The 22228-nt window shown below is 68.0% G+C and carries 19 protein-coding genes and 1 other RNA gene; 13 read left to right on the top strand and 7 right to left on the bottom strand.

The features are described 5' to 3' along the window. Window positions 1-7: 7 nt before the first annotated feature. From recQ to CP958_RS19250, 4 genes are read right to left on the bottom strand one after another with little or no spacing between them, the layout of a single operon-like run. On the bottom strand, window positions 8-1834 hold the full coding sequence (gene recQ / locus CP958_RS19265; protein ID WP_096703822.1) for a DNA helicase RecQ: 1827 nt from the start codon (window positions 1832-1834) through the stop codon (window positions 8-10). A gap of 9 nt (window positions 1835-1843) precedes the next feature. Then, complete coding sequence (locus tag CP958_RS19260) at window positions 1844-2155, bottom strand: type II toxin-antitoxin system RelE/ParE family toxin (RefSeq protein ID WP_096703821.1); 312 nt, start codon at window positions 2153-2155, stop codon at window positions 1844-1846. Beyond that, window positions 2148-2381: a type II toxin-antitoxin system ParD family antitoxin gene (locus CP958_RS19255; RefSeq protein WP_096703820.1), complete on the bottom strand. Its 234-nt coding sequence runs from the start codon at window positions 2379-2381 to the stop codon at window positions 2148-2150. The genes CP958_RS19260 and CP958_RS19255 overlap by 8 nt, the downstream gene beginning before the upstream one ends. A 51-nt stretch (window positions 2382-2432) precedes the next feature. Beyond that, window positions 2433-4625, bottom strand: coding sequence for a primosomal protein N' (locus CP958_RS19250; RefSeq protein WP_096704188.1), 2193 nt, complete (start codon window positions 4623-4625; stop codon window positions 2433-2435). Between the two features lie 50 nt (window positions 4626-4675). Between CP958_RS19250 and CP958_RS19245 the strand changes: the two genes are divergently transcribed. The 6 genes from CP958_RS19245 to CP958_RS19220 all read left to right on the top strand — a co-directional run bounded on the left by CP958_RS19245 (window position 4676) and on the right by CP958_RS19220 (window position 8951). Then, window positions 4676-5389 carry a DUF484 family protein gene (locus CP958_RS19245; RefSeq protein ID WP_096703819.1) on the top strand — a complete coding sequence of 238 codons (714 nt, stop codon included), beginning with the start codon at window positions 4676-4678 and terminating at the stop codon, window positions 5387-5389. 1 nt (window position 5390) lies between these two features. Then, window positions 5391-6335 carry a tyrosine recombinase XerC gene (locus CP958_RS19240; protein WP_096703818.1) on the top strand — a complete coding sequence of 315 codons (945 nt, stop codon included), beginning with the start codon at window positions 5391-5393 and terminating at the stop codon, window positions 6333-6335. Next, a complete protein-coding gene (tsaE, locus tag CP958_RS19235; protein WP_096703817.1) occupies window positions 6332-6811 on the top strand; it encodes a tRNA (adenosine(37)-N6)-threonylcarbamoyltransferase complex ATPase subunit type 1 TsaE in 480 nt (159 codons plus the stop codon). Before CP958_RS19240 ends, tsaE begins: the two co-directional genes overlap by 4 nt. Then, window positions 6795-7802 (top strand): phosphotransferase, encoded by a 1008-nt coding sequence (locus CP958_RS19230; protein WP_096703816.1) that lies wholly within the window; start codon window positions 6795-6797, stop codon window positions 7800-7802. The genes tsaE and CP958_RS19230 overlap by 17 nt, the downstream gene beginning before the upstream one ends. Then, window positions 7799-8509, top strand: coding sequence for a nucleotidyltransferase family protein (locus tag CP958_RS19225; RefSeq protein WP_242443001.1), 711 nt, complete (start codon window positions 7799-7801; stop codon window positions 8507-8509). Before CP958_RS19230 ends, CP958_RS19225 begins: the two co-directional genes overlap by 4 nt. Before the next feature lie 85 nt (window positions 8510-8594). Then, complete coding sequence (locus tag CP958_RS19220) at window positions 8595-8951, top strand: MarR family transcriptional regulator (protein WP_096704186.1); 357 nt, start codon at window positions 8595-8597, stop codon at window positions 8949-8951. 117 nt (window positions 8952-9068) lie between these two features. Here the strand turns inward: CP958_RS19220 and ffs are convergent. Continuing rightward, window positions 9069-9167, bottom strand: an RNA gene (ffs, locus tag CP958_RS19215) — signal recognition particle sRNA small type. Window positions 9168-9217: 50 nt separating this feature from the next. On the opposite strand from ffs, the gene CP958_RS19210 reads away from it, so the two are divergent. Further along, a complete protein-coding gene (locus CP958_RS19210) occupies window positions 9218-11644 on the top strand; it encodes a helicase-related protein (RefSeq protein WP_096703815.1) in 2427 nt (808 codons plus the stop codon). 199 nt (window positions 11645-11843) lie between these two features. Here CP958_RS19210 and CP958_RS19205 read toward each other — a convergent pair whose 3' ends face one another. Beyond that, complete coding sequence (locus tag CP958_RS19205; protein ID WP_096703814.1) at window positions 11844-13280, bottom strand: short-chain fatty acyl-CoA regulator family protein; 1437 nt, start codon at window positions 13278-13280, stop codon at window positions 11844-11846. Window positions 13281-13454: 174 nt separating this feature from the next. Here CP958_RS19205 and CP958_RS19200 point away from each other — a divergent pair, with 174 nt between their 5' ends. From CP958_RS19200 to scpA, 4 genes are all read left to right on the top strand, one after another. Continuing rightward, window positions 13455-14993 carry an acyl-CoA carboxylase subunit beta gene (locus CP958_RS19200; protein ID WP_096703813.1) on the top strand — a complete coding sequence of 513 codons (1539 nt, stop codon included), beginning with the start codon at window positions 13455-13457 and terminating at the stop codon, window positions 14991-14993. Window positions 14994-15173: 180 nt separating this feature from the next. After that, the gene (accC, locus tag CP958_RS19195) at window positions 15174-17165 is read left to right on the top strand and encodes an acetyl-CoA carboxylase biotin carboxylase subunit (RefSeq protein WP_096703812.1); all 1992 of its coding nucleotides are present in this window, start codon (window positions 15174-15176) and stop codon (window positions 17163-17165) included. After that, window positions 17162-17821: a carbonate dehydratase gene (gene can / locus CP958_RS19190; RefSeq protein ID WP_096703811.1), complete on the top strand. Its 660-nt coding sequence runs from the start codon at window positions 17162-17164 to the stop codon at window positions 17819-17821. Before accC ends, can begins: the two co-directional genes overlap by 4 nt. Before the next feature lie 20 nt (window positions 17822-17841). Continuing rightward, on the top strand, window positions 17842-19992 hold the full coding sequence (gene scpA / locus CP958_RS19185) for a methylmalonyl-CoA mutase (protein ID WP_096703810.1): 2151 nt from the start codon (window positions 17842-17844) through the stop codon (window positions 19990-19992). Between the two features lie 55 nt (window positions 19993-20047). Here scpA and CP958_RS19180 read toward each other — a convergent pair whose 3' ends face one another. Beyond that, window positions 20048-20530 carry a hypothetical protein gene (locus tag CP958_RS19180; protein ID WP_242443000.1) on the bottom strand — a complete coding sequence of 161 codons (483 nt, stop codon included), beginning with the start codon at window positions 20528-20530 and terminating at the stop codon, window positions 20048-20050. Between the two features lie 187 nt (window positions 20531-20717). Between CP958_RS19180 and CP958_RS19175 the strand changes: the two genes are divergently transcribed. Beyond that, the gene (locus CP958_RS19175; RefSeq protein WP_096703808.1) at window positions 20718-21449 is read left to right on the top strand and encodes a chemotaxis protein; all 732 of its coding nucleotides are present in this window, start codon (window positions 20718-20720) and stop codon (window positions 21447-21449) included. 18 nt (window positions 21450-21467) lie between these two features. Further along, on the top strand, window positions 21468-22226 hold the full coding sequence (locus tag CP958_RS19170; RefSeq protein ID WP_096703807.1) for an MBL fold metallo-hydrolase: 759 nt from the start codon (window positions 21468-21470) through the stop codon (window positions 22224-22226). Window positions 22227-22228 lie beyond the last annotated feature (2 nt).

The raw sequence follows: 22228 nt of genomic DNA, 5'->3' as shown, positions 1-22228 counted from the left end.
CGGCCTGTCACCCCCGCGCCTCGAACGCCGCCACGGCGGCCAGCAGAATGTCGCCGTAACGCTCCCGCTTGGCCTCGCCCAATCCGGCGATGCCGTCCAACTCGTCCGGACGGCGGGGCCGGCGCCGCGCGATGTCCAGCAGGGTGGAATCGTGCCAGATGACGTAGGGCGGCACGCCCTGGGCCTTGGCCAGGGCCAGACGCTCGGCCCGCAGGTGCTGGAACAGCGCCTCGTCGGCCGGATCGGTGAGAGGAGTCGCGGTCTTCCTGCCTCCGGCGGCCTTGGACTTGCCCTTGGCCGGCAGGGGATCACGCCGGAGATCGACACGGGCCTCGCCGCGCAGCACCGGCCGGCAGGCCTCGGTCAGCTTGAAGGCGCCGTGCCCCTCGGTATCGATGGTCAGCAGACCGGCCGCCACCAGTTGCCGCAGCACCGAACGCCACTGCTCGGCGGGCAGTTCGGTGCCGATGCCGTAGGTGCTGAGCTTGTCGTGGCCGAAGCGCTGGACCTTGTCGTTGTCCTTGCCCAGCAGCACGTCGATGACGTGGCCGGCCCCGAAGCTCTCACCGGTGCGGTAGACGCAGGACAGCGCCTTGCGGGCCAGCAGGGTGCCGTCGAACGAGGCCACCGGCTCCAGGCAGGTATCGCAATTGCCGCAGGGCTGGTGCGCCGTCTCGCCGAAATATTCCAGCAGCACCTGCCGGCGGCACCGGGTGGTTTCGCACAGGCCGAGCAGGGCGTTGAGCTTGCCGCGCTCGATGCGCTTCTGGGCATCCGAGGCCTGGCTGGAGGCGATGAACTGCCCCAGCTTGGCCACGTCCTCCAGGCCGTAGGCCATCCAGGCGTCGGCCGGCATGCCGTCACGCCCGGCGCGGCCGGTCTCCTGATAATAAGCCTCCAGGCTCTTGGGCAGGTCGAGATGAGCGACGAAACGGACGTCGGGCTTGTCGATGCCCATGCCGAAGGCGATGGTCGCCACCATCACGATGCCCTCCTCCCGCAGGAAGCGCTCCTGATTGCCGGCCCGCACCGACTGGTCGAGGCCGGCGTGGTAGGGCAACGCGGTATAGCCCTTGGCGGCCAGCCAGGAGGCGGTCTCCTCCACCTTGGCCCGCGACAGGCAGTAGACGATGCCCGATTCCGCCCCCGGCCCGCCGTGCTCGGCCTCGATGAAGCGCAGCAACTGCTCGCGGGCGCTGTTCTTGGCGGCGATGCGGTAGCGGATGTTGGGCCGGTCGAAGCCGGCGACGAACTGCCGCCCCTCCTGGAGATTGAGGCGCTCGGCGATATCCCGGCGGGTGGGGCCGTCGGCGGTGGCGGTCAGCGCCACGCGGGGCACGGAGGGGAAGCGCTCGTGCAGCAGGGCCAGCTGCAGGTATTCCGGACGGAAATCATGCCCCCATTGCGAGACGCAATGGGCCTCGTCGATGGCGAACAGGGCGATGCGGCACTCCTCGAGCAAAGCGAGGAAACCGGGCAGCACCAGCCGTTCCGGAGCCACGTAGACCAGATCCAGCTCACCCGCCTGCATGCGGCGCTCGATCACCCGGACCTCGTCCAGACTGCGGGCCGAGTTGAGCGCGGCGGCCCGCACGCCGAGCTGGTTCAGCGCCTCCACCTGATTCTGCATCAGGGCGATCAGCGGCGACACCACCACCGCCACGCCGTCGCGGCACAGGGCCGGAACCTGATAGCACAGCGACTTGCCGGCACCGGTGGGCATCAGCACCAGGGCGTCGCCACCGGCCACCACGTGGTCGATCACCTCCTGCTGCTGGCCGCGAAAGGAAGGGAAGCCGAAGACGTGGTTGAGGACGTGAAGGGCAGCGGGCATGAAAAATCCTCAGTGTGAGCCGTCTTCGGCATCCATATGGCGCGGGGCATCCATCCCTCGGTGAAGGACGCGGACGATGAAAATGCCGCCCGCTTCCGTCAGGTAGAAAACGATATGCCGGCCGTGCTCGTGGCGCAGGAGTTCGGCCGGCACAAGCTCCGCCGGGCGGCCCAGGCGGGGATTGTCGGCCAGGACCTGCAGGCAATCGCGCAAGCCGAGGAAATACGCGTCCGCCCGCGCTTCGCCGAATGTCTGGAGAGAATACGTGTAGATCCGACCGAGATCGTCGTCGGCCTTGTTGGAAAGGACGTAATCAGCCATGCGCCAGGCGGGATTTGGCCTCGGCCATGATGTCCTCCGCCTTGCGCGGGCTGCGGCCGCTGTCGAGGCCTTCGGCGATGGCGGCTTCCAGCAACTGGCGCCGCTGCTGATCGTGGCGGATCAGGTCGCGGATATAGTCGCTGGCATTGGCATAGACGCCGCCCTTGACCTGGGTCTCCACCCATTCGCGCATGGGATCGGGCAGGGAAACATTCATGGTCGCCATGACGGGCTCCTTGAGGAAAGTGGCATGGCAAAGATTGCCATACTTCCCCCTTCAAGAAAAGCTGTAGGGGTCGACGTCCACCTGGACCCGCACGCTCTTGGGCGGCCGGGTGCGGGCCAGCCAGTCGCGCAGCAGGGCCTGGAGGTTGAGCGACCGCCCGGACTGGATCAGGAAGCGGCGGCGGTGGCGGCCACGCAACAGGGCCATGGGGGCGGGCGCCGGCCCCAGCACCTGCAGTCCCTCGGCCCTGGGCGCCGCCTTGGCCAGGGTGCGGGCGTAGGAATCCACCACTCCCGCATCGGGGCCCGACAGGATCAGGGCGGCGAGGCGGCCATAGGGCGGCATGCCGGCGTCGCGCCGCGCCTCGGCCTCGCGGGCAATGAAGGCGTCGCGCTCGCCCGAGCGCAGCGCCCGCATCACCGGGTGGTCGGGCTGGTAGGTCTGCAGCAGCACGCGGCCGGGACGCTCGGCCCGGCCGGCACGCCCCGCCACCTGGGACAGCAATTGGTGGGTGCGCTCGCCGGCCCGCAGATCACCGCCCTCCAGCCCCAGATCGGCATCCACCACGCCCACCAGGGTTAGCATGGGAAAGTGATAGCCCTTGGCGACGATCTGGGTGCCGATCAGCAGGTCGACCTCGTGGTCGGAGACCCGGCGCACGAACTCGGCTGCGGCATGGGGGCCGGTGCAGGTGTCCGAGGTCATCACGGCGATACGGGCGTTGGGGAACAGTAGGGCGGCTTCCTCCGCCACCCGCTCCACCCCCGGCCCGCAGGCGGCGAAATTGGCCTCGGCCTCGCATTCCGGGCACTTGGGCGGCAGGCGGATGTGGTGGCCGCAATGGTGGCAGACCAGCCGTCCCGCCGACCTGTGCTCCACCAGCCAGGCGGTGCAATGGGGGCATTGCAGCCGGTGGCCGCAGGTGCGGCACAGCGTCAGCGGCGCATAGCCGCGACGGTTGAGGTAGAGCATGGCCTGCTCGCCCGCCGCCATCACCTCTTCCAGCGCCTCGACCAGCAACGGTGACAGCCAGCGGCCCCGCGGCGGAGGATGGCGGCGCAGGTCCACCGGCACGATGTCGGGCAGCACCGCGCCGGCATGGCGGTCGGGCAGATGGACCAGGCGGTAGCGCCCGGCCTGGACGTTGGCCAAACTTTCCAGAGACGGCGTCGCCGAGGCCAGCACCGCCGGAAAACCGCCCAGCCGGGCTCGGACCACCGCCATGTCGCGGGCGTGGTAGCAGACGTGGTCCTCCTGCTTGAAGGCCTGGTCGTGCTCCTCGTCCACCACGATCAGGCCCAAATCCCTGAACGGCAGGAACAGACCCGAGCGGGCGCCGACCACGATGGCGGCCTCTCCCGAGGCCACCGCCCGCCACGTCTTGCGCCGGGTGGCGTCGCCCAGATCGGAATGCCACATGGCTGGCTTGACCCCGAAGCGGCGGCGGAAACGGTCCAGCCACTGGGCGGACAGCGCGATCTCGGGCAGCAGCACCAGCACCTGCTTGCCCTTGGCCAAAACGGCGGCCACCGCCTCGAAATACACCTCGGTCTTGCCCGAGCCGGTGACGCCGTCGATGAGAACCACCGAGAAGCCTCCGCCCAGGGCGGCGACCAGAGCATCGGCGCCCTCCTGCTGGCCCGGCGACAATTCGGCGCGCGGCGCGGCGAGGTCGGGGGGCGAGAAGGCGCGCGGCGGCGCCAGTTCCACGCTTTCCAGCGCGCCCGCCTCCACCAGCCCCTTGACCACCGCCGGCCCCACCCCGGCCTCGCGGGCCAGATCGGCGGCGGACATGGGCGGCAGGCGGCAGGCGGCCGCCATTACCTTGCGCCGTGCGGCGGTATCCTTGAATTCGGGTGGCGCGGCGGCGGGGCGCAGCGCCATATGGGGCGGCACGGGCTCGAGGGCCGAAGGCACGCTCATGGCCATCTTCAGCACCGCGCCGGGCGGCGCCAGGGTGTAGGACGCCACCCAGTCGACGAAGCGGCGCGTCACCTCGGGCAGGCCGGCGGCGGCGAGGCGGCGGGCCACCGGACGCAGTTTGGCCGCGTCCACCTTGCCGTCGCCGGCCCCCCAGACCACGCCGGCAACCAGACGGCCGGCCAGCGGCACCTCGACGAAATCGCCGGGCCGCAGGGACTCGTCGCCCACCGCGTAATCGTACGCCCCGCCGAGCGGCAGGGGCAGCATAACGGCGACGCGTTGCCCAGGATTGAACAGGGAGGGGGTTGAAGTGGCGGACATGGCGTGCATAAGCTACGGAACTAGGGAGAACCAGGGAAGGGATATTGGTCATGGCGCGCAAGCGCGACGACGCCGCGTTGCAACTGCCGCTGCCCGACGAACGGCAGGTTACGGCTTTTTTGCAGGCCCATCCCGACTTCCTGGTCCGCCACCCCGACCTGTTGCTGTCGCTGTCGCCACCTTCGCGCTGGGCCGAGGATGACGGCGTGCTGGACATGCAGGTGTTCATGATCGACCGCCTGAGGGACGAGGTGGAGCGGGTGCGGGGTGCCGCCGAGACCCTGATCCACACCAGCCGTTCCAATATGTCCATCCAGACCCGCACCCATCGCGCCGTGCTGTCCATCCTGGGCGCCGACACCATGGCCGAGCTGGTCGAGGCGGTATCGGACGACCTGCCCGCGCTGCTGGACGTGGACGTGGCGACGCTGTGTTTCGAAAAGTCCGAGGAAGCGCTGCCCGAATTGCTGGCGCCCGGCATCCTGACCCTGCCGGTCGGCACCGTCGCCCAGATCATGGGCGGCGCCGACCGCGACTGCGCGCTGACCGAGGAAATGCCGGGCGACCCCGCCCTGTTCGGCGACGGCGCCGGGCTGGTGCAGTCCTCGGCGGTGGTCCGCCTGTCGCCGGGCGGACGCTCGCCGGAAGGCGCCATGGCGCTGGGCTCGCGCCACGGCCGTACCTTCCATGCCGGTCAGGCCACCGAGCTGATCACCTTCCTGGCCCGCGTGGTCGAGGGCTCGGTGCGGCGCTTCGTCGGGTAACATGCCCCCCACTCCCATCCATTTCGCGGCCCGAGCCGACCTGTCGCGGGCGGTGGAGTCGTGGCGGCAATGGCTGGGGGCGGAAAAGCGCGCCTCGGCCCACACGCTGGACGGCTACGGCCGCGATCTGGCCGCCTTTCTCACCTTCCTGACCGACCATCTGGGCGCCGAGCCCGATCTGGCCGCCCTGTCCGGGCTGGCAGCCGGCGATTTCCGCGCCTTTCTGGCCCGGCGGACGTCGGACGGGCTGGGGCGCTCGTCGCTGGCCCGGCTGATGTCGACGCTGCGCGGCTTCTTCAAGTTCCTCGACCGCCACGGGCTGGTCCACAACCCGGCCATCACGGCGGTGAAGTCGCCGCGCCCGCCCAAATCCGTCCCCAAGCCCCTGGCTCCCGACGAGGCGCTGGAAGCCCTGGCCAGCGCCGGCGAACTGCACGACGAGCCGTGGCTGGCGGCCCGCGACGTGGCGCTGTTCACCCTGCTCTACGGCGCCGGGCTGCGCCTGGGCGAGGCTTTGTCCCTGGCCCGCCGCGACCTGCCCACGGGCGACACCATGGTGATCACCGGCAAGGGCAACAAGCAGCGGGTGGTGCCCATCCTGCCGGTAGTCAGGGACGCCATCACCGATTACCTGAAGCGCCTGCCCTATGCGTCCGAGCCCACCGACCCCGTCTTCCTGGGGGCGCGCGGCGGCCCGCTCAATCCCGGCGTGGTGCAGCGCCAGATGCGCCGCCTCAGGCTGCTGATGGGCCTGCCCGACACCGCCACGCCGCACGCGCTGCGCCACTCCTTCGCCACCCATCTGCTGGCCGGCGGCGGCGATCTGCGCACCATCCAGGAATTGCTGGGCCATTCCTCGCTGTCCACCACCCAGCGCTATACCGAGGTGGATTCCGCCCGCCTCACCCGCGTCTACCGCGACGCCCATCCGAGGGCCAAGGCATGAGTCTGATCATCTCCTTCGACCTGCCCACCGAAGCCGACACCATCGCCCTGGGCCAAAGGCTGGCGGCGCTGGTGCGCCCCGGCGACGTCATCGCCCTGGCCGGCACGCTGGGCACCGGCAAGAGCACCCTGGCCCGTGCCCTGATCCGGGCGCTGACCGACCCGGAGGAGGAGGTGCCCAGCCCCACCTTCACCCTGGTGCAGCAATACGAATCCCCGGCCGGGCTGGTCTGGCATTTCGACCTCTACCGCCTGGAGAAACCCAACGACGCCCTGGAGCTGGACATCGAGGAGGCCTTCGCCGACGGCATCAGCCTGATCGAATGGCCGGACCGTCTGGGGCCGCATCTGCCGCGCCGCCGCCTCGAGGTGCTGTTGAGCCAGGACGAGGCCGGCATCGGCCGCCACGCCACCTTGACCGCCTATGGCCCCTGGGCCGAACGCATCGGAGAGTTAGCGCATGCCCCCGGCCTCTGAGACTGAGCGCGAAAATCTTATCCAAGACTTCCTGGCCAAGGCCGGCTGGGGCGCAGCCCGGCGCGGCCGGCTGGCCGGCGACGCCAGCTTCCGCCACTATGACCGGCTGCTGCTGGATGGCCGCCCCGCCGTGCTGATGGACGCGCCGCCGCCCAAGGAGGACGTGCGGCCCTTCGTCCGCATCGCCCGGCACCTGAAGGCGTTGGGCCTCTCCGCCCCCGACCTGCTGGCGGTGGACGAGAAGAACGGCCTGCTGCTGCTCGAGGATCTGGGCGACGGCACCTATACCCGCCTGCTGGAGGCCGGCCACGACGAGACGGCGCTGTATGCCCTGGCCACCGACGTGCTGGCCGAGATCGCCGCCCGGCCCGAATCCGTGCTGGCCGGCACGCCGCCCTATGACGACGGGCGCCTGCTGACCGAAGCCTGCCTGCTCACCGACTGGTACGTGCCGGCCATGGGCGGCCAGGAGACCGACGCGGCAGTCCGGGCCGAATACGTGGAGATCTGGACACGGCTGTTCCCGGTGGCCCGCATGGTGCCCGACACCCTGGTGCTGCGCGATTTCCACGTGGACAATCTGATGCTGCTCGGCCGCCCCGGTCTCGCCGCCTGCGGGCTGCTGGACTTTCAGGACGCGGTGATCGGCCCGGCCACCTACGACCTGATGAGCCTCTTGGAGGACGCCCGGCGCGACATCGACCCGGTGCTGGTCGAGACCATGAAGGGCCGCTTCCTCAAGCGCTTCCCCGCCATGGAGCGTTCGGTGTTCGAGGCGTCGTGGGCGGTGATGGCGGCGCAGCGCCACGCCAAGGTGATCGGCATCTTCACCCGCCTGTGCCGGCGCGACGGCAAGCCCGGCTATCTGATCCATATCCCCCGCGTCTGGCGCCTGCTGGAATCCGCCTGCGCCCATCCGGTGATGGCCGAGCTCTCCCGCTGGCTCGACCGCCATATCCCCAAGGGCAACCGGGGAGTGCCCAGCCCGTGAGCCACATCACCCATGCCATGGTCCTCGCGGCGGGCCTGGGGCTCCGCATGCGGCCCATCACCCTGACCACTCCCAAGCCGCTGGTCAGCGTCGCCGGGCGCACCATGCTGGATCGGGCGCTGGATCATGTGGCGCGGGCCGGTATCGACGACATCGTGGTCAACACCCACTGGCTGGCCGACAAGGTGGTCGAGCATCTGGCCGGGCGGAGCGAGATCACGCTGTCCCACGAGCCCGATCTGCTGGAGACCGGCGGCGGGGTGGCCAAAGCCCTGCCCCATCTCGGCCATTCCTCGTTCTATGTGGTCAACAGCGACATCATCTGGACCGACGGCGAGGTCCCGGCGCTGACCCGTCTGGCCCGCATGTGGGACCCGGAGCGCATGGACGCCCTGCTGCTGCTCCAGCCGGTGGGCGGTGCCGTGGGCTACGAGGGCAAGGGCGACTTCTTCCTCGACGCCGCCGACGTGCCGCACCGCCGGGGTGAGGCGCCTGCCGCGCCATACCTGTTCTCCGGCGTGCAGGTGCTGCACCATCGCCTGTTCGAGGGTGCGCCCGAGGGCAAGTTCTCGCTGAACGTCCTCTATGATCGGGCTGCCGGGCGAAAGCGCCTGTTCGGGCTGGTCCACGACGGCAACTGGTACCACGTGGGCACCCCGGAGGCCCTGCCCGAAGTGGAGCGTCTGCTGTCGTCGCCATTGGTATGACAAATCGGCGGGGGGCCATATGAGCCATTGCCCGCCGGCCCCGCCTCGGCTAAAAGATTTCGTCGTCGCAACGAATGAGTGGATGATGGGCGTTACCCTGAAACCGGTGCAAGCTCTCGACCTCTGGCGCGGAGCCATCGTCGAAAGTGTCCGGCGTGACGCCCCCGACCTGTCCGCCCGCCAGATGGCGCTGCTGCTGACCGTCTACCTCACGCCGCCGCCCCACACGGTGCGCGGCCTTGCCACCACGCTCAACATCTCAAAGCCGGCCATCACCCGCGCGCTCGACCGCCTGACCGAGTTCGGTCTGGTCAAGCGCAAGGTGGATGACCAGGATCGCCGCTCGGTGCTGATCCAGCGCACGGTCAAGGGCTCGGTGTTCCTGCGCGAATTCGGCGACATCATCGTCACCGCCGGAGCCGCCGCCGCCGAGGCGGGCTGACCACCGCCAATCCGACGAGCCGTCAAGGCGAGGAGGCAAGGGCAAGACCCGCCGCGGCTTATGCCGCGAAAGCCGAGCGCGAGCGCCCGGCGACTGAGGGCCTTGATGATTTGGGAAGGGTGGGAGACCGGACACGACCCGGACCGGAAATCGTTACGGCTGCTTCCTTCCGGACCTGACCGGGTTGGCGACGGGTCCGTCCATGCCGATCTCCCGGGGCGGACCATAAGAGCAACCGCCCGCCCAATGCAAGACCGATTCGAGTCATGACCCGCATCCTCGCCGTTCTCGGCCCCACCAACACCGGCAAGACCCACTTCGCCATGGAGCGCATGCTGGCCCATGCCAGCGGCATGATCGGCTTTCCGCTGCGCCTGCTGGCCCGCGAGAACTACGACCGGGTGGTCAAGCTGAAAGGCGCCGCCAGCGTGGCGCTGATCACCGGCGAGGAAAAGATCGTCCCGCCCCATCCGCGCTGGCTGATCTGCACGGTGGAATCCATGCCGCTGGACCGCCGCGTCGCCTTCCTGGCCGTCGACGAGATCCAGTTGTGCGCCGATCCCGAGCGCGGCCACATCTTCACCGACCGCCTGCTGCACGCCAGGGGCGATGCCGAAACCCTGTTCCTGGGCGCCGAGACCATCCGGCCGCTGATCCGCCGGCTGGTGCCGGGCGTCGAGTTCATGAGCCGGCCGCGCTTCTCCCAACTGACCCATGTGGGGGCCAAGAAGCTGGGCCGCCTGCCGCCGCGCTCGGTGGTGGTGGCCTTTTCCGCCGCCGAGGTCTACGCCATGGCCGAATTCGTCCGCCGGAGCCGGGGCGGCGCAGCGGTGGTGCTGGGCGCGCTCAGTCCCCGCACCCGCAACGCCCAGGTGGGCATGTACCAGGCCGGCGAGGTGGATTACATCGTCGCCACCGACGCCATCGGCATGGGGCTCAACATGGACGTGGACCATGTGGCCTTCGCCGCGCTGCGCAAGTTCGACGGCAGGGCGCCCCGCCCGCTGGAGCCCGCCGAGATCGCCCAGATCGCCGGCCGGGCCGGGCGGCACATGAACGACGGCACCTTCGGCACCACCATGGATGCCGGAACCATCGCCCCCGAGATCGCCCTGCAGGTGGAGAACCACCGCTTCGATCCCCTGAAGACCCTTTACTGGCGCAATGCCGATCTGCGCTTCGCTTCGGTGGCCGCGCTGCTGTCCAGCCTGGACCGGCCGCCGGACAAGCCCGGCCTGCTGCGCGCCAGGGACGCCGACGACCAGTTGGCCCTGGCCGCCCTGGCCCAGGACGAGGAGGTGGCCCGCCTCGCCAACCATCCCGAACGGGTCAGGCTGCTGTGGGAGGTCTGCCGTATTCCCGACTTCCGCAAGGTGATGGACGAGTCCCACACCCGGCTGCTGGGCCGCATCTTCCGTCATCTGGCCGCCCCCGCCGGCCGCCTGCCCACCGACTGGCTGGCCGAGAATATCAAGCGCATCGACCGCACCGACGGCGAGCTGGACACCATCGTCCAGAGAATCGCCAATATCCGCACCTGGACCTATGTGTCGCACCGGGGCGACTGGCTGGCCGATTCCGCCCACTGGCAGGAGGTGACCAGGGGGGTCGAGGACCGCCTGTCCGACGCCCTGCACCAGCGCCTGACCAACCGTTTCGTCGACAAGCGCACCGCCGTGCTGGTGCGGCGCATGCGCGACGGCGACGGCATGGAGGCCGAGATCCGGCCCGAAGGTGAGGTGCGGGTGGAGGGCGAGTATGTGGGACGCCTCGCCGGCTTCCGCTTCGAGGCGGACAAGGCCGAGACCGGAGCCGCCGCCCGCACCATGCTGGCCGCCGCGCTCCGCGCCTTGCAGCCCGAGGTGGAGCGCCGTCTGGCCCAGGCCCTGTCCGACCCGCCCGAGGCCTTCGACCTGACCGCCGACGGCCTGTCATGGCGGGGCGAGCCCCTGGCCCGCCTGACGCCCGGCGCCGATGCGCTTCATCCCCAGGTGGAGGCCCCCTTGGGCGACCTGCTGCCGCCCAAGGGCCGCGAGCGCCTGCGCCGCCGATTGGGCGAGGTGGTCCCGGCCTGGCTGGCCGCCCGCCTGCCGTCGCTGTTCCGGCTGGCCGAGGCGCCGCTGTCGGGCCCGGCGCGGGGACTGGCCCACCAACTGGCCGAGGGGCTGGGCTCCATGCCCGGCGGCGAAAGTCTGGTCCGGACCCTGTCCAAGGAAGACTCCCTGGCCCTGGCCCGTCTGGACATCCGGGTCGGGCGGCACGGCCTCTACATCCCCGCCTTGCTCAAGCCCAAGGCCCAGGACTTGCGCGCCCTGCTGTGGAGCGTCCACGCGGAAGCCCCCGCCCCCGCCGTGCCCGGCCCCCGCCCGGCGGTGCTGATGGCCGATGGCGTGCCGACGACGTTCTACGAGGCGGTGGGCTACGGTGTGCTGGGCCGCGTGGCCATCCGCCGCGACGTACTGGAGCGTTTCGCCGCCCTGGCCCGCGCCTGCGCCCACCATGGAACCTTCCAGCCCGACCACGCCATGCACTCGGCCCTGGGCCTGGGACCGGCCGCCACGGAAAGCGTGCTGGAGGGGCTGGGCTATGTGCGGGCGGCCGAAGGGTTCAGGACGGGAAAGAAGCCCCGGCGGAAAATACAGCCGGAAAAACCGTCGGACTCACCCTTCGCGGTGTTGAAAAAGCCGCGCTGACATCTTCCATGTCGTCATGCCCGGACTTGATCCGGGCATCCACGCCATAGCGTCCCTCAGCCGTCAGAGGTGGCGCGACCACGTGGCCCCCCGGGTCAAGCCCGGGGGTGACGGGGCAATGATAAGCAAAATGATGGAGGGTCCGGGAGGCTTCAGCCTTCCGGTCGGGGCCGGGGCGGAAGCCCCGTGATCTCCCACATCACGCAAACAGATACGGCACGAACGAGCGGTTGTTCTCGTCGACGCTGATATGGCTGCCGATGGGCGGGAAGGCGCGTTGGCGGCAATCGTCGCGCTCGCAGATACGGCAGTTGACGCCGATGGGCACGGCGGCCTGCTCGCTGGTCAGGTCCAGGCCGGCGGAATACACCACGTCGGCGGCATAGGCGGTTTCGCAGCCCAGGCCCACCGCGAAATGGCGGTCGGGGCGCAGGTACGAGCCGCCGCGCTTGGACACGGTACGCGCCACGCAGATATAGGAGATGGAATCGGGCATGCGGGCCAGTTGCACCAGGATCTTGCCCGGCTGGGCAAAGGCCTCGTGCACGTTCCACAAGGGGCAGGCGCCGCCGAAGCGGGTGAAGTGGAAGCGCGTCGCCGAGTGGCGCTTGGTGATGTTGCCGGCCATGTCGACGCGGACGAAATAGAACGGCACGCCGCGCGCCCCAGGGCGCTGCAGGGTGGAGAGGCGGTGGCAGACCTGCTCGAAGCTGGCGCCGAAGCGGCTTTGCAGTTGCTCGATGTCGTGGCGCAGCGCCTTGGCCTGCCCGGCGAAGGCCATGTAGGGCATGACCAGGGCGCCGGCAAAGTAATTGGCCAGCCCGACCCGGCAGATGGACCGCGCGTCGTCCGACGACAGCTTGGCGCCCCCCACCACCTCCTCGATCAGTTCGTGATAGGCCAGCAGCGCCACCTGATGGGCCAGTTGGAAGGTACGGCTGGGCACCGACAGCAGCGCCGACAGCGACAGCGAGCCTGCCCCCGGCTCGAAAGTGCGCATGCCCGCCGTATCGTCCTCGGCGACGATGCGCACCCGGACACCGTGGCGGTTCTCGAGATAGGCCACCAGATCGTTGTGCATCTGGCCCAGGCGGAAGCCCTCGGCCTCCACCAGCGCCTCGGCGGCCTCGTCCAGGCTGCCGAAGTAGTTGTTGCAGTAATAGAAGAAGTCGCGGACCTCCTCGTAGGGGAAGTGGGCGTGGCCGCCACGATCTTCCCCGTTGCCCTCCCCCGTCGCCGTGGACAGGTTTTCGGTCAGCGACTGCATGCGCTCGTCGAGCTGGCGGAAGGTCTGGTACAGGGTCAGCACCCGCTTCGCCAGTTCCGGCGAGGCCGAGGCGGCGTTCCGAAGCTCCGACAGGCCTATGGAGCCCGAACCGAACACCGGATCGTTCAGCGCCTCGCGCAGATCGGCGACCAGACGGGATTCCTCGTCCTCCACCAGGGTGGCGAGGTCCACGTCCAGCACCTTGGCGATGCGCAGCAGCACCGGAACCGTCAGCGGGCGCTGGTTGTTCTCGATCTGATTGAGATAGCTGGGCGACACCTCCAGCAGCGCCGCCAGCGCCGCCTGGGACAGCTTCTTGCCGTCGCGCAGGCGCCGGAGCTTGTAGCCGAGGAACAGCTTCTTGTTCATAAACCTAGGTTATAGCCGCCCCGGCGCATCTTCGCAACCTTAGCAAATTCACAGGTCACGGTTGCGAAGACCTTCGCAACACCGCCCTTTTCCCCGCGACTCCTGTTGCCTAAGGCATGGCTTTGCGAATACACCCGACGCCAATGTCACTCTGCCCGCCGGAGGCCCGCGTCCATGCACGAAATCATTCAGCAGCTCGAGGAAAAGAGGGAAGGCGCCCGTATGGGCGGTGGCGAGAAGCGCATCGCCGCCCAGCACAAGCGCGGCAAGCTCACGGCGCGTGAGCGTATCGAGCTTCTCCTCGACCCCGATTCCTTCGAGGAATGGGATATGTTCAAGGAGCATCGCTGCACCGATTTCGGCATGGACTCGGAAGAGAACATGATCCCCGGCGACGGCGTGGTCACCGGCTACGGCACCATCAACGGCCGTCTGGTCTTCGTGTTCAGCCAGGACTTCACCGTGTTCGGCGGCTCGCTGTCCGAGGCGCACGCCGAGAAGATCTGCAAGATCATGGACAAGGCGGTGCAGGTCGGCGCCCCCGTCATCGGCCTCAACGATTCGGGCGGCGCCCGCATCCAGGAAGGCGTCGCCTCGCTGGCCGGCTATGCCGAGGTGTTCCAGCGCAACGTCATGGCGTCGGGCGTGGTGCCGCAAATCTCCATGATCATGGGCCCGTGCGCCGGCGGCGCCGTGTACAGCCCGGCCATGACCGACTACATCTTCATGGTCAAGGACAGCTCGTACATGTTCGTGACCGGCCCGGACGTGGTGAAGACCGTCACCCACGAGACGGTGACCGCCGAGGAACTGGGCGGCGCCATGACCCACTCCACCAAGTCGGGCGTCGCCGATCTGGCCTTCGAGAACGACGTGGAGGCGCTGCTGCAACTGCGCCGCTTCATGGACTTCCTGCCCAGCTCCAACCGCGAGAAGCCGCCGGTGCGCCCCACCAGCGACGGGCCGGAGCGCATCGAGGCCAGCCTCGACACCCTGATCCCCGACAATCCCAACAAGCCCTACGACATGAAGGAGCTGATCCTCAAGGTCGTGGACGAGGGCGACTTCTTCGAGGTGCAGCCCGGCTATGCCGGCAACATCATCGTCGGCTTCGCCCGCATGGAAGGCCGCACGGTGGGTATCGTCGCCAACCAGCCCATGGTGCTGGCCGGCTGCCTGGACATCTCGTCCTCCATCAAGGGCGCCCGCTTCGTGCGCTTCTGCGACGCCTTCAACATTCCCATCGTCACCTTCGTGGACGTGCCCGGCTTCCTGCCCGGCACATCCCAGGAATACGGCGGCATCATCAAGCACGGCGCCAAGCTGCTTTACGCCTACGCCGAGTGCACCGTGCCGAAGATCACCGTCATCACCCGCAAGGCCTACGGCGGCGCCTATGACGTGATGAGCTCCAAGCATCTGCGCGGCGACGTCAACTTCGCCTGGCCGACCGCCGAGATCGCGGTGATGGGCCCCAAGGGCGCGGTGGAGATCATCTTCCGCTCCGATATCGGCGACGCCGAGAAGATCGCGGCGCGCACCGAGGAATACCGCCAGAAGTTCGCCAATCCCTTCATTGCCGGCCATCGCGGCTTCATCGACGACGTCATCATGCCCCGCAACACCAGGAAGCGCATCTGCCGCTCGCTGGCCATGCTGAAGGACAAGGACGTCAAGAATCCGTGGCGCAAGCACGGCAACATTCCGCTCTGACGGCGAATTGGTTTAACCACGAAGGCACGAAGACACGAAGGAGGGACGAAGAAAAAGAACGGCTTAAGGCGCGCCCGGCGCGCCATTTGGACCTTCTTGTTTTTCTTCGTACCTTCGTGTCTTCGTGGTGAATGAAACGGTCTGCCCGCCAAGAGCGCGGGCCACGAGGGGAAGAAGCCAATGTTCTCCAAGATTCTGATCGCCAACCGCGGCGAAATCGCCTGCCGGGTCATCAAGACCGCGCGCAAGATGGGCATCAAGACGGTGGCGGTGTATTCCGACGCCGACAAGGATGCGCTCCACGTCGCCATGGCCGACGAGGCCGTGCATATCGGCCCGGCCGCCTCGGCCCAGTCCTATCTGGTGATCGACAAGATCGTCGACGCCTGCAAGCAGACCGGCGCCCAGGCCGTCCATCCCGGCTACGGCTTCCTGTCCGAAAAGCGCGAGTTCCAGGAGGCCCTGGGCAAGGCGGGCATCGCCTTCATCGGCCCCGACGCCCACGCCATCTTCGCCATGGGCGACAAGATCGAGTCCAAGAAGCTGGCCCGCGAGGCCGGCGTCAACACCGTGCCGGGCTATCTGGGCGTCATCAAGGACGCCGACGAGGCGGTGAAGATCGCTCGTGAAATCGGCTATCCCGTCATGCTGAAGGCCTCGGCCGGCGGCGGCGGCAAGGGTATGCGTCTGGCCTGGAACGACGCCGAGGCCCATGAGGGCTTCACCAGCGCCACCAACGAGGCCAAGACCAGCTTCGGCGACGATCGCGTCTTCGTGGAAAAGTTCATCGAGCAGCCCCGCCACATCGAGATCCAGGTGCTGGCCGACGGCCAGGGAACCACTCTGTATCTGGGCGAGCGCGAGTGCTCGATCCAGCGCCGCCACCAGAAGGTCATCGAAGAGGCGCCGTCGCCCTTCCTGACGCCCGAGACCCGCAAGGCCATGGGCGAGCAGGCCTGCGCCCTGGCCCGCATCGTCAACTACAAGTCGGCCGGTACGGTGGAGTTCATCGTCGGCGGCGCCACCGGCGAGTTCTACTTCCTGGAGATGAACACCCGTCTGCAGGTGGAGCATCCGGTGACCGAGATGATCACCGGCCTCGATCTGGTCGAGCAGATGATCCGCGTCGCCGCCGGCGAGAAGCTGGCCATCACCCAGGACGACGTCAAGCTGAACGGCTGGTCCATGGAGGCCCGCGTCTACGCCGAGGACCCCTTCCGCAACTTCCTGCCCTCGACCGGCCGTCTGACCCGCTACCAGCCGCCGGCCGAAAGCCAGCACGTCCGCGTAGACACCGGTGTCTACGAGGGCGGCGAGATCAGCATGTTCTACGATCCCATGATCGCCAAGCTGATCACCTACGGCCCGACCCGCGACGCCGCCATCGCCCACATGCGTCAGGCGCTGGACGAGTACCACATCCGTGGCCTGTCCCATAACATCCCCTTCCTGGCCTCGTTGTTCTCCAAGGAACGCTTCGTCAAGGGCCAGCTCACCACCAACTTCATCGCCGAGGAATACGCCAACGGCTTCCACGCCAACGACCTGCCCGCCGATGATCCGACGGTGCTGATCGCCGTCGCCGCGAGCGCCAACCGCCGCATCGCCGAGCGCGATATCCGCATCTCCGGCCAGTTCCCCGGCCACGAGATGAGGGCCGGCGACGAGTGGGTGGTGGTGATGAGCGGCCAGTACCACGACATCACCGTGCGCCCCGCCGAGAACGGCTACGCCGTGACCATCGGCAGCGAGACGGTGGACGTCAAGACCGACTGGCAGATCGGCGAGCCGCTGTTCCGGGCCGTGGTCGACGGCCGCGCCGTGGCCGTACAGATCGAGCGGGCCGGTTCGGGCCTGCGTCTGGCCCATGCCGGGTCGCGCGCCGACGTGCTGGTTCTGACCCCGCACGCGGCGCGCATGAACAAGCTGATGCCGTTCAAGGCGCCGCCGGACATGAGCAAGTACCTGCTGTCGCCCATGCCCGGCCTGCTGGTCAAGCTGCTGGTCGAGGACGGCCAGGAGGTCAAGGCCGGCGAGGCTCTGGCCGTGGTCGAGGCCATGAAGATGGAGAACATCCTGAAGGCCGAGCGCGACGCCAAGATCGCCAAGACCCACGCGGCGGCGGGCGACTCGCTGGCGGTGGACCAGAAAATCATCGAGTTCGCCTCATGAGTAAAATCCCGGGGATCGACCGCCTGCTGGCCAATAACAAGGCCTGGGCCAAGGAGACGGAGCGTTCAAGGCCCGGCTTCTTCGCCCATCTGGCAGAGCAGCAGAACCCGGGATATCTTTGGATCGGTTGCGCCGATTCCCGGGTTCCGGCCAACGAGATCGTCGGCCTGGAACCCGGCGAGGTGTTCGTTCACCGCAACGTGGCTAATCAGGTTCACCATGCGGACATGAACTGCCTGTCGGTGTTGCAATACGCCATCGACGTGCTCAAGGTGGAGCACATCATCGTCTGCGGCCATTACGGCTGCGGCGGAGTGCGGGCGGCCTTGCAGGATGCCCGGCTGGGCGTCACCGAATACTGGATCCGCCCGGTGCGCGACATCTGCGAGTGCCACCGGCACGAACTGGACATGTTGCCCACCGAGTCGGCCCAGATCGACCGGCTGTGCGAACTGAACGTCATGCAGCAGGTGCGCAACCTGTGCCGCTCGCCGGTCATCCAGGACGCCTGGCAGCGCGGCCAGTCCCTGGAGGTCCATTCCTGGGTCTACGGCCTGACCGACGGATTGGTGCGGACCCTGGGCCCGGTGGTTGCCGGGTTGAAGTCGTTGGATGAATTTGGCGCCTCCTATCTGATGCGCGGCGCGGCTTTTTAAGAATTGAAGGGAGAGGAACCATGAGCGAGTTCCCGAAGAAGAGCGTTGCCGACTGGGAAACCCTGGCGTCGAAGGATCTGAAGGGCGCCTCGCCCTCGACCCTGGAGTGGGAGACCCCGGAAGGCATCAAGGTCAAGCCGCTCTATACCGCCGCCGACCTGGAAGGCCTCGAGCATCTGGGCTCGCTGCCCGGCTTCCCGCCCTTCACCCGTGGCCCCCGCGCCACCATGTATGCCGCCAGGCCCTGGACCGTGCGCCAGTACGCGGGCTTCTCCACCGCCGAGGAATCCAACGCCTTCTATCGCCGTAACCTCGCCGCCGGCCAGCAGGGCATTTCCGTGGCCTTCGATCTGGCCACCCATCGCGGCTATGATTCCGATCACCCCCGCGTGGTCGGCGACGTGGGCAAGGCGGGCGTCGCCATCGATTCCGTCGAGGACATGAAGATTCTGTTCGACGGCATCCCGCTGGACAAGATGAGCGTCTCCATGACCATGAACGGCGCCGTCCTGCCCGTCCTGGCCGGTTACATCGTCGCCGCCGAGGAGCAGGGCGTCTCCCAGGACCAGCTGTCGGGCACCATTCAGAACGACATCCTGAAGGAGTTCATGGTCCGCAACACCTACATCTATCCGCCGGCGCCCAGCATGCGGATCATCGCGGACATCATCGAGTACACCTCGAAGAACATGCCCAAGTTCAACTCCATCTCCATCTCCGGCTACCACATGCAGGAAGCCGGGGCCACGGCGGTGCAGGAGCTGGCCTTCACCCTGGCCGACGGCCTGGAATACGTGCGCGCCGCCCTGGGTACCGGCCTCAAGATCGACGAGTTCGCCGGCCGCCTGTCGTTCTTCTGGGCCATCGGCATGAACTTCTTCATGGAGATCGCCAAGATGCGCGCCGGCCGCCTGTTGTGGGCGCGCATCATCAAGCAGTTCGACCCGCAGAAGGCCAGTTCCATGGCGCTGCGCACCCATTGCCAGACCTCGGGCGTCAGCCTCACCGAGAAGGACGCCTACAACAACGTCGTCCGCACCACCATCGAGGCCATGGCCGCCGTGCTGGGCGGCACCCAGTCGCTGCACACCAACGCGCTCGACGAGGCCATTGCGCTGCCCACCCCGTTCTCGGCCCGCATCGCCCGCAACACCCAGCTGATCATCCAGGAAGAGACCGGCATTCCGCATGTGGTCGATCCCCTGGCCGGCTCGTACTACGTTGAAAGCCTGACCAACGCCCTGGCCGAGGAAGCCTGGAAGCTGATCCAGGAAGTGGAAGAGCTGGGCGGCATGACCAAGGCCGTGGAATCCGGCATGCCCAAGATGAAGATCGAGGAGGCCGCCGCACGGCGTCAGGCCCGCATCGACCGGGGCGAAGAGGTGGTGGTCGGCGTCAACAAGTACCAGCCGGCGGAAGAGACCCCCATCGAGATTCTCGACGTGGACAACGCCAAGGTGCGCGAATCCCAGATCGCGCGCCTCACCCAGATCAAGGCGACCCGCGACCAGGCCAAGTGCGATGCCGCCCTGGCCGCGTTGGCCAAGGCTGGCGAATCGGGAGAGGGCAACCTGCTGGCCCTGGCGGTGGAGGCCACCCGGGCCCGCGCCACCGTGGGCGAGATTTCCGACGCCCTGGAAGCCTCCTTCACCCGTCACCGCGCCGTCAACCGCACCATCTCGGGCGTTTATGGCGGCGTGTACAAGGATGATGCGGGCTTCGCCAAGCTGAAGGCCGACATCGAGGCCTTCGCCAAGGCCGAAGGCCGCCGTCCGCGCATGCTGGTGTGCAAGATGGGCCAGGACGGCCATGATCGCGGCGCCAAGGTCATTGCCACCGCCTTCGCCGATCTGGGCTTCGACGTGGATATCGGCCCGCTGTTCCAGACCCCGGAGGAGGCCGCCCGCCAGGCGGTCGAGAACGACGTGCACATCGTCGCCGCCTCGTCGCTCGCCGCCGGCCACAAGACCCTGGTCCCCTCGCTGATCGGCGAGTTGAAGAAGCAGGGCGCCGGCGACATTCTGGTGGTGACCGGCGGCGTCATCCCCACCCAGGACTACGACTTCCTGTACAAGGCCGGCGTGGCGGCGGTGTACGGCCCGGGGACCAACATCCCCAAGGCCGCCGCCGAGATCCTGGAACTGCTGAAGAAGCGCGGCAAGGCCGCCTGATTTCGGATCGGATCGTGATCGGGCGGGCGGGCCGGCGACGGCCCGCCCGTTTCGTTTAATAATCCCCACCGCCGGCATTCATGTCGTAGGACGAACCGTCCGAGCCGTAGAAACTGGTGAAGATCGACAGGGCGTTGCCCGGCTTCAGGGCTGAATCCAGCAGATTGCCACCGCTGCTGGCCTGGGTGCGGCGGCTGGCGGCGCGGTCGTAGCGCGCCTGGGCCGCCTGGTTGGACTCCAGGATGGACTGGGCGGTGTCCTCGGCCATGCCGGCCAGGATGGCGTCGGCCGACCCGCCGCCGCCGCCCACGCCCAGCGCCCCCATGCGGGCGCGCTGGCTGGCGGTGGCCTGTTCCAGCAGATTGCGCTGGCGCTGCTGTTCGCGCTCCTGCTGCTGATAGATGTACTGGTTCTGGCGGTCCTGCGCCTCGGCCTGGGCCTGGGCGGCATCCTCGGCGGCGGAGTTTTTGCTGATCTGGCCCGCCACGCTCATGGCGGTGCTGGCGACCAGGGGAATCACGGCTTCAAATCCTGACATGGCGATCTCCTGTGAGTTAAGGCTCGCGGCACCCGCCGAGAACCTTGCGGTGAAATACATGTTCCGCCCGCCAACCCTTGGGGTACCGGGAACGGACATTGTTGCGGCGGGATGAGTTTCCCCCTTCCGACCGGCACAAAACCGATTATCATCAAGCAAAATCGGGTCTTTGCCGGATAGGCGGGGCATGACACAGCTTTCGACGACCATACGACCACGTACCCATCGCACCGATCGGATCGAGAGCCGGGCCAACGGCCTGCTCGGCGATTGCCGCCGCGCGTTCCATGCCTTCGGCGATCTGGATGAACTGGCGGAGAACCTGCGCATCCTCTCGTTGAACGCCGAGCTGGCGGCGGGACGGGCGGGCGAGAAGGGCCGGGCGGTTCGGGCGCTGACCCAGTACACCCGCGAACTGGTCAACCGGCTGGCTCAGATCCAGGGCGAAATGCACTCCCTGCGCGGCCGGACCTTCGCCTTCTCCTCCACCATCCTGCGCAGCCTGATGCAGTTGAACCTGTTCGAGCGCGCCGGGCAGTTGATGGAAGGCGATCCGGGCGAGAGCGGCAGGCCTTGCGACAGCGCCAAGCGGGCCTTCGCCGATCTGATGGCCGTTCTGGTCGACACCCTGGACGGCATGGCCGATGCGGTGAACGATCTGGCGCGGCGCACCCACGCGGTCGAGGAAGTGGTCAGCCAGTCGGATTCCATCGCCACCAACATCGCCATCGAGGCGGCGGCGGCCGGGGTGCACGAGAAGGAATTCCGCACCGTATCCGATACCATGCGGACCTATGTGGACGATCTGCGCCAGATGATCGACGAGGCCTCGGACGCGGTACGCCGCGCCTCGGAAAAGGGCGAGGCGCTGCGGCGCATCGGCCTCGACGCCCTCGACGAACTCCATCGCAACTCATAGCGAGTCAGGATTCCAGCCATGAAGTGCGTTACTCTGTTCCGCCAGGACGATCACTGCTGGCAGATGTTCGGCCAGGACCCGGACAAGCCCGACAACGTGATCGACACCAACCAGTATCTGGTCCGCTCGGGCGATTGCGCCATCCTGCTCGATCCCGGCGGCATGGAGGTGTTTCCGGCCATGCTGGCGGCCCTGACCCGCGAAATCCCGGTGTCCAACATCAAGGCGCTGTTCCTGTCGCATCAGGACCCCGATATCGGCTCGTCCCTGCCCCTGTGGCGCCGGGTCTGCGAGCCCGACATCAAGATCTACCTGTCCTGGCTGTGGGCGGGCTTCACCGCCCATTTCGACCGCGAGGCCGCCTTCACCACCATCCCCGACGAGGGCATGGAGGTTTCGCTGTCACACGACGTCCGGCTGCGCTTCGTGCCGGCCCACTACCTGCATTCGGCGGGCAATTTCAACGTCTACGACCCCAAGGCCAAGGTGCTGTTCTCCGGCGATATCGGCGCCGCCCTGGTGCCCAAGGACAAGGCCACCGGCTCGGCTTTCGTCACCGATTTCGCCTCCCATATCCAGTACATGGACGGCTTCCACCGCCGCTGGCTGGCCTCGACCCGGGCCCGTGACGCCTGGTGCCAGCAGGTCTCCAAGCTGGATATCGAGTTCCTGGCGCCCCAGCACGGCCTGGTGTTCAAGGGCGATGACGTGAAGCGCTTCATCGACTGGTTCGCCGGTCTCGAGATCGGTGCCGGCATCGCCGCCATGAACCGATAGAG

Source organism: Magnetospirillum sp. 15-1, from assembly GCF_900184795.1.
Taxonomy (GTDB): domain Bacteria; phylum Pseudomonadota; class Alphaproteobacteria; order Rhodospirillales; family Magnetospirillaceae; genus Phaeospirillum.
The sequence above is the reverse complement of the archived record's forward strand: the minus strand, read 5'-3'. Positions and strand labels throughout refer to the sequence as shown.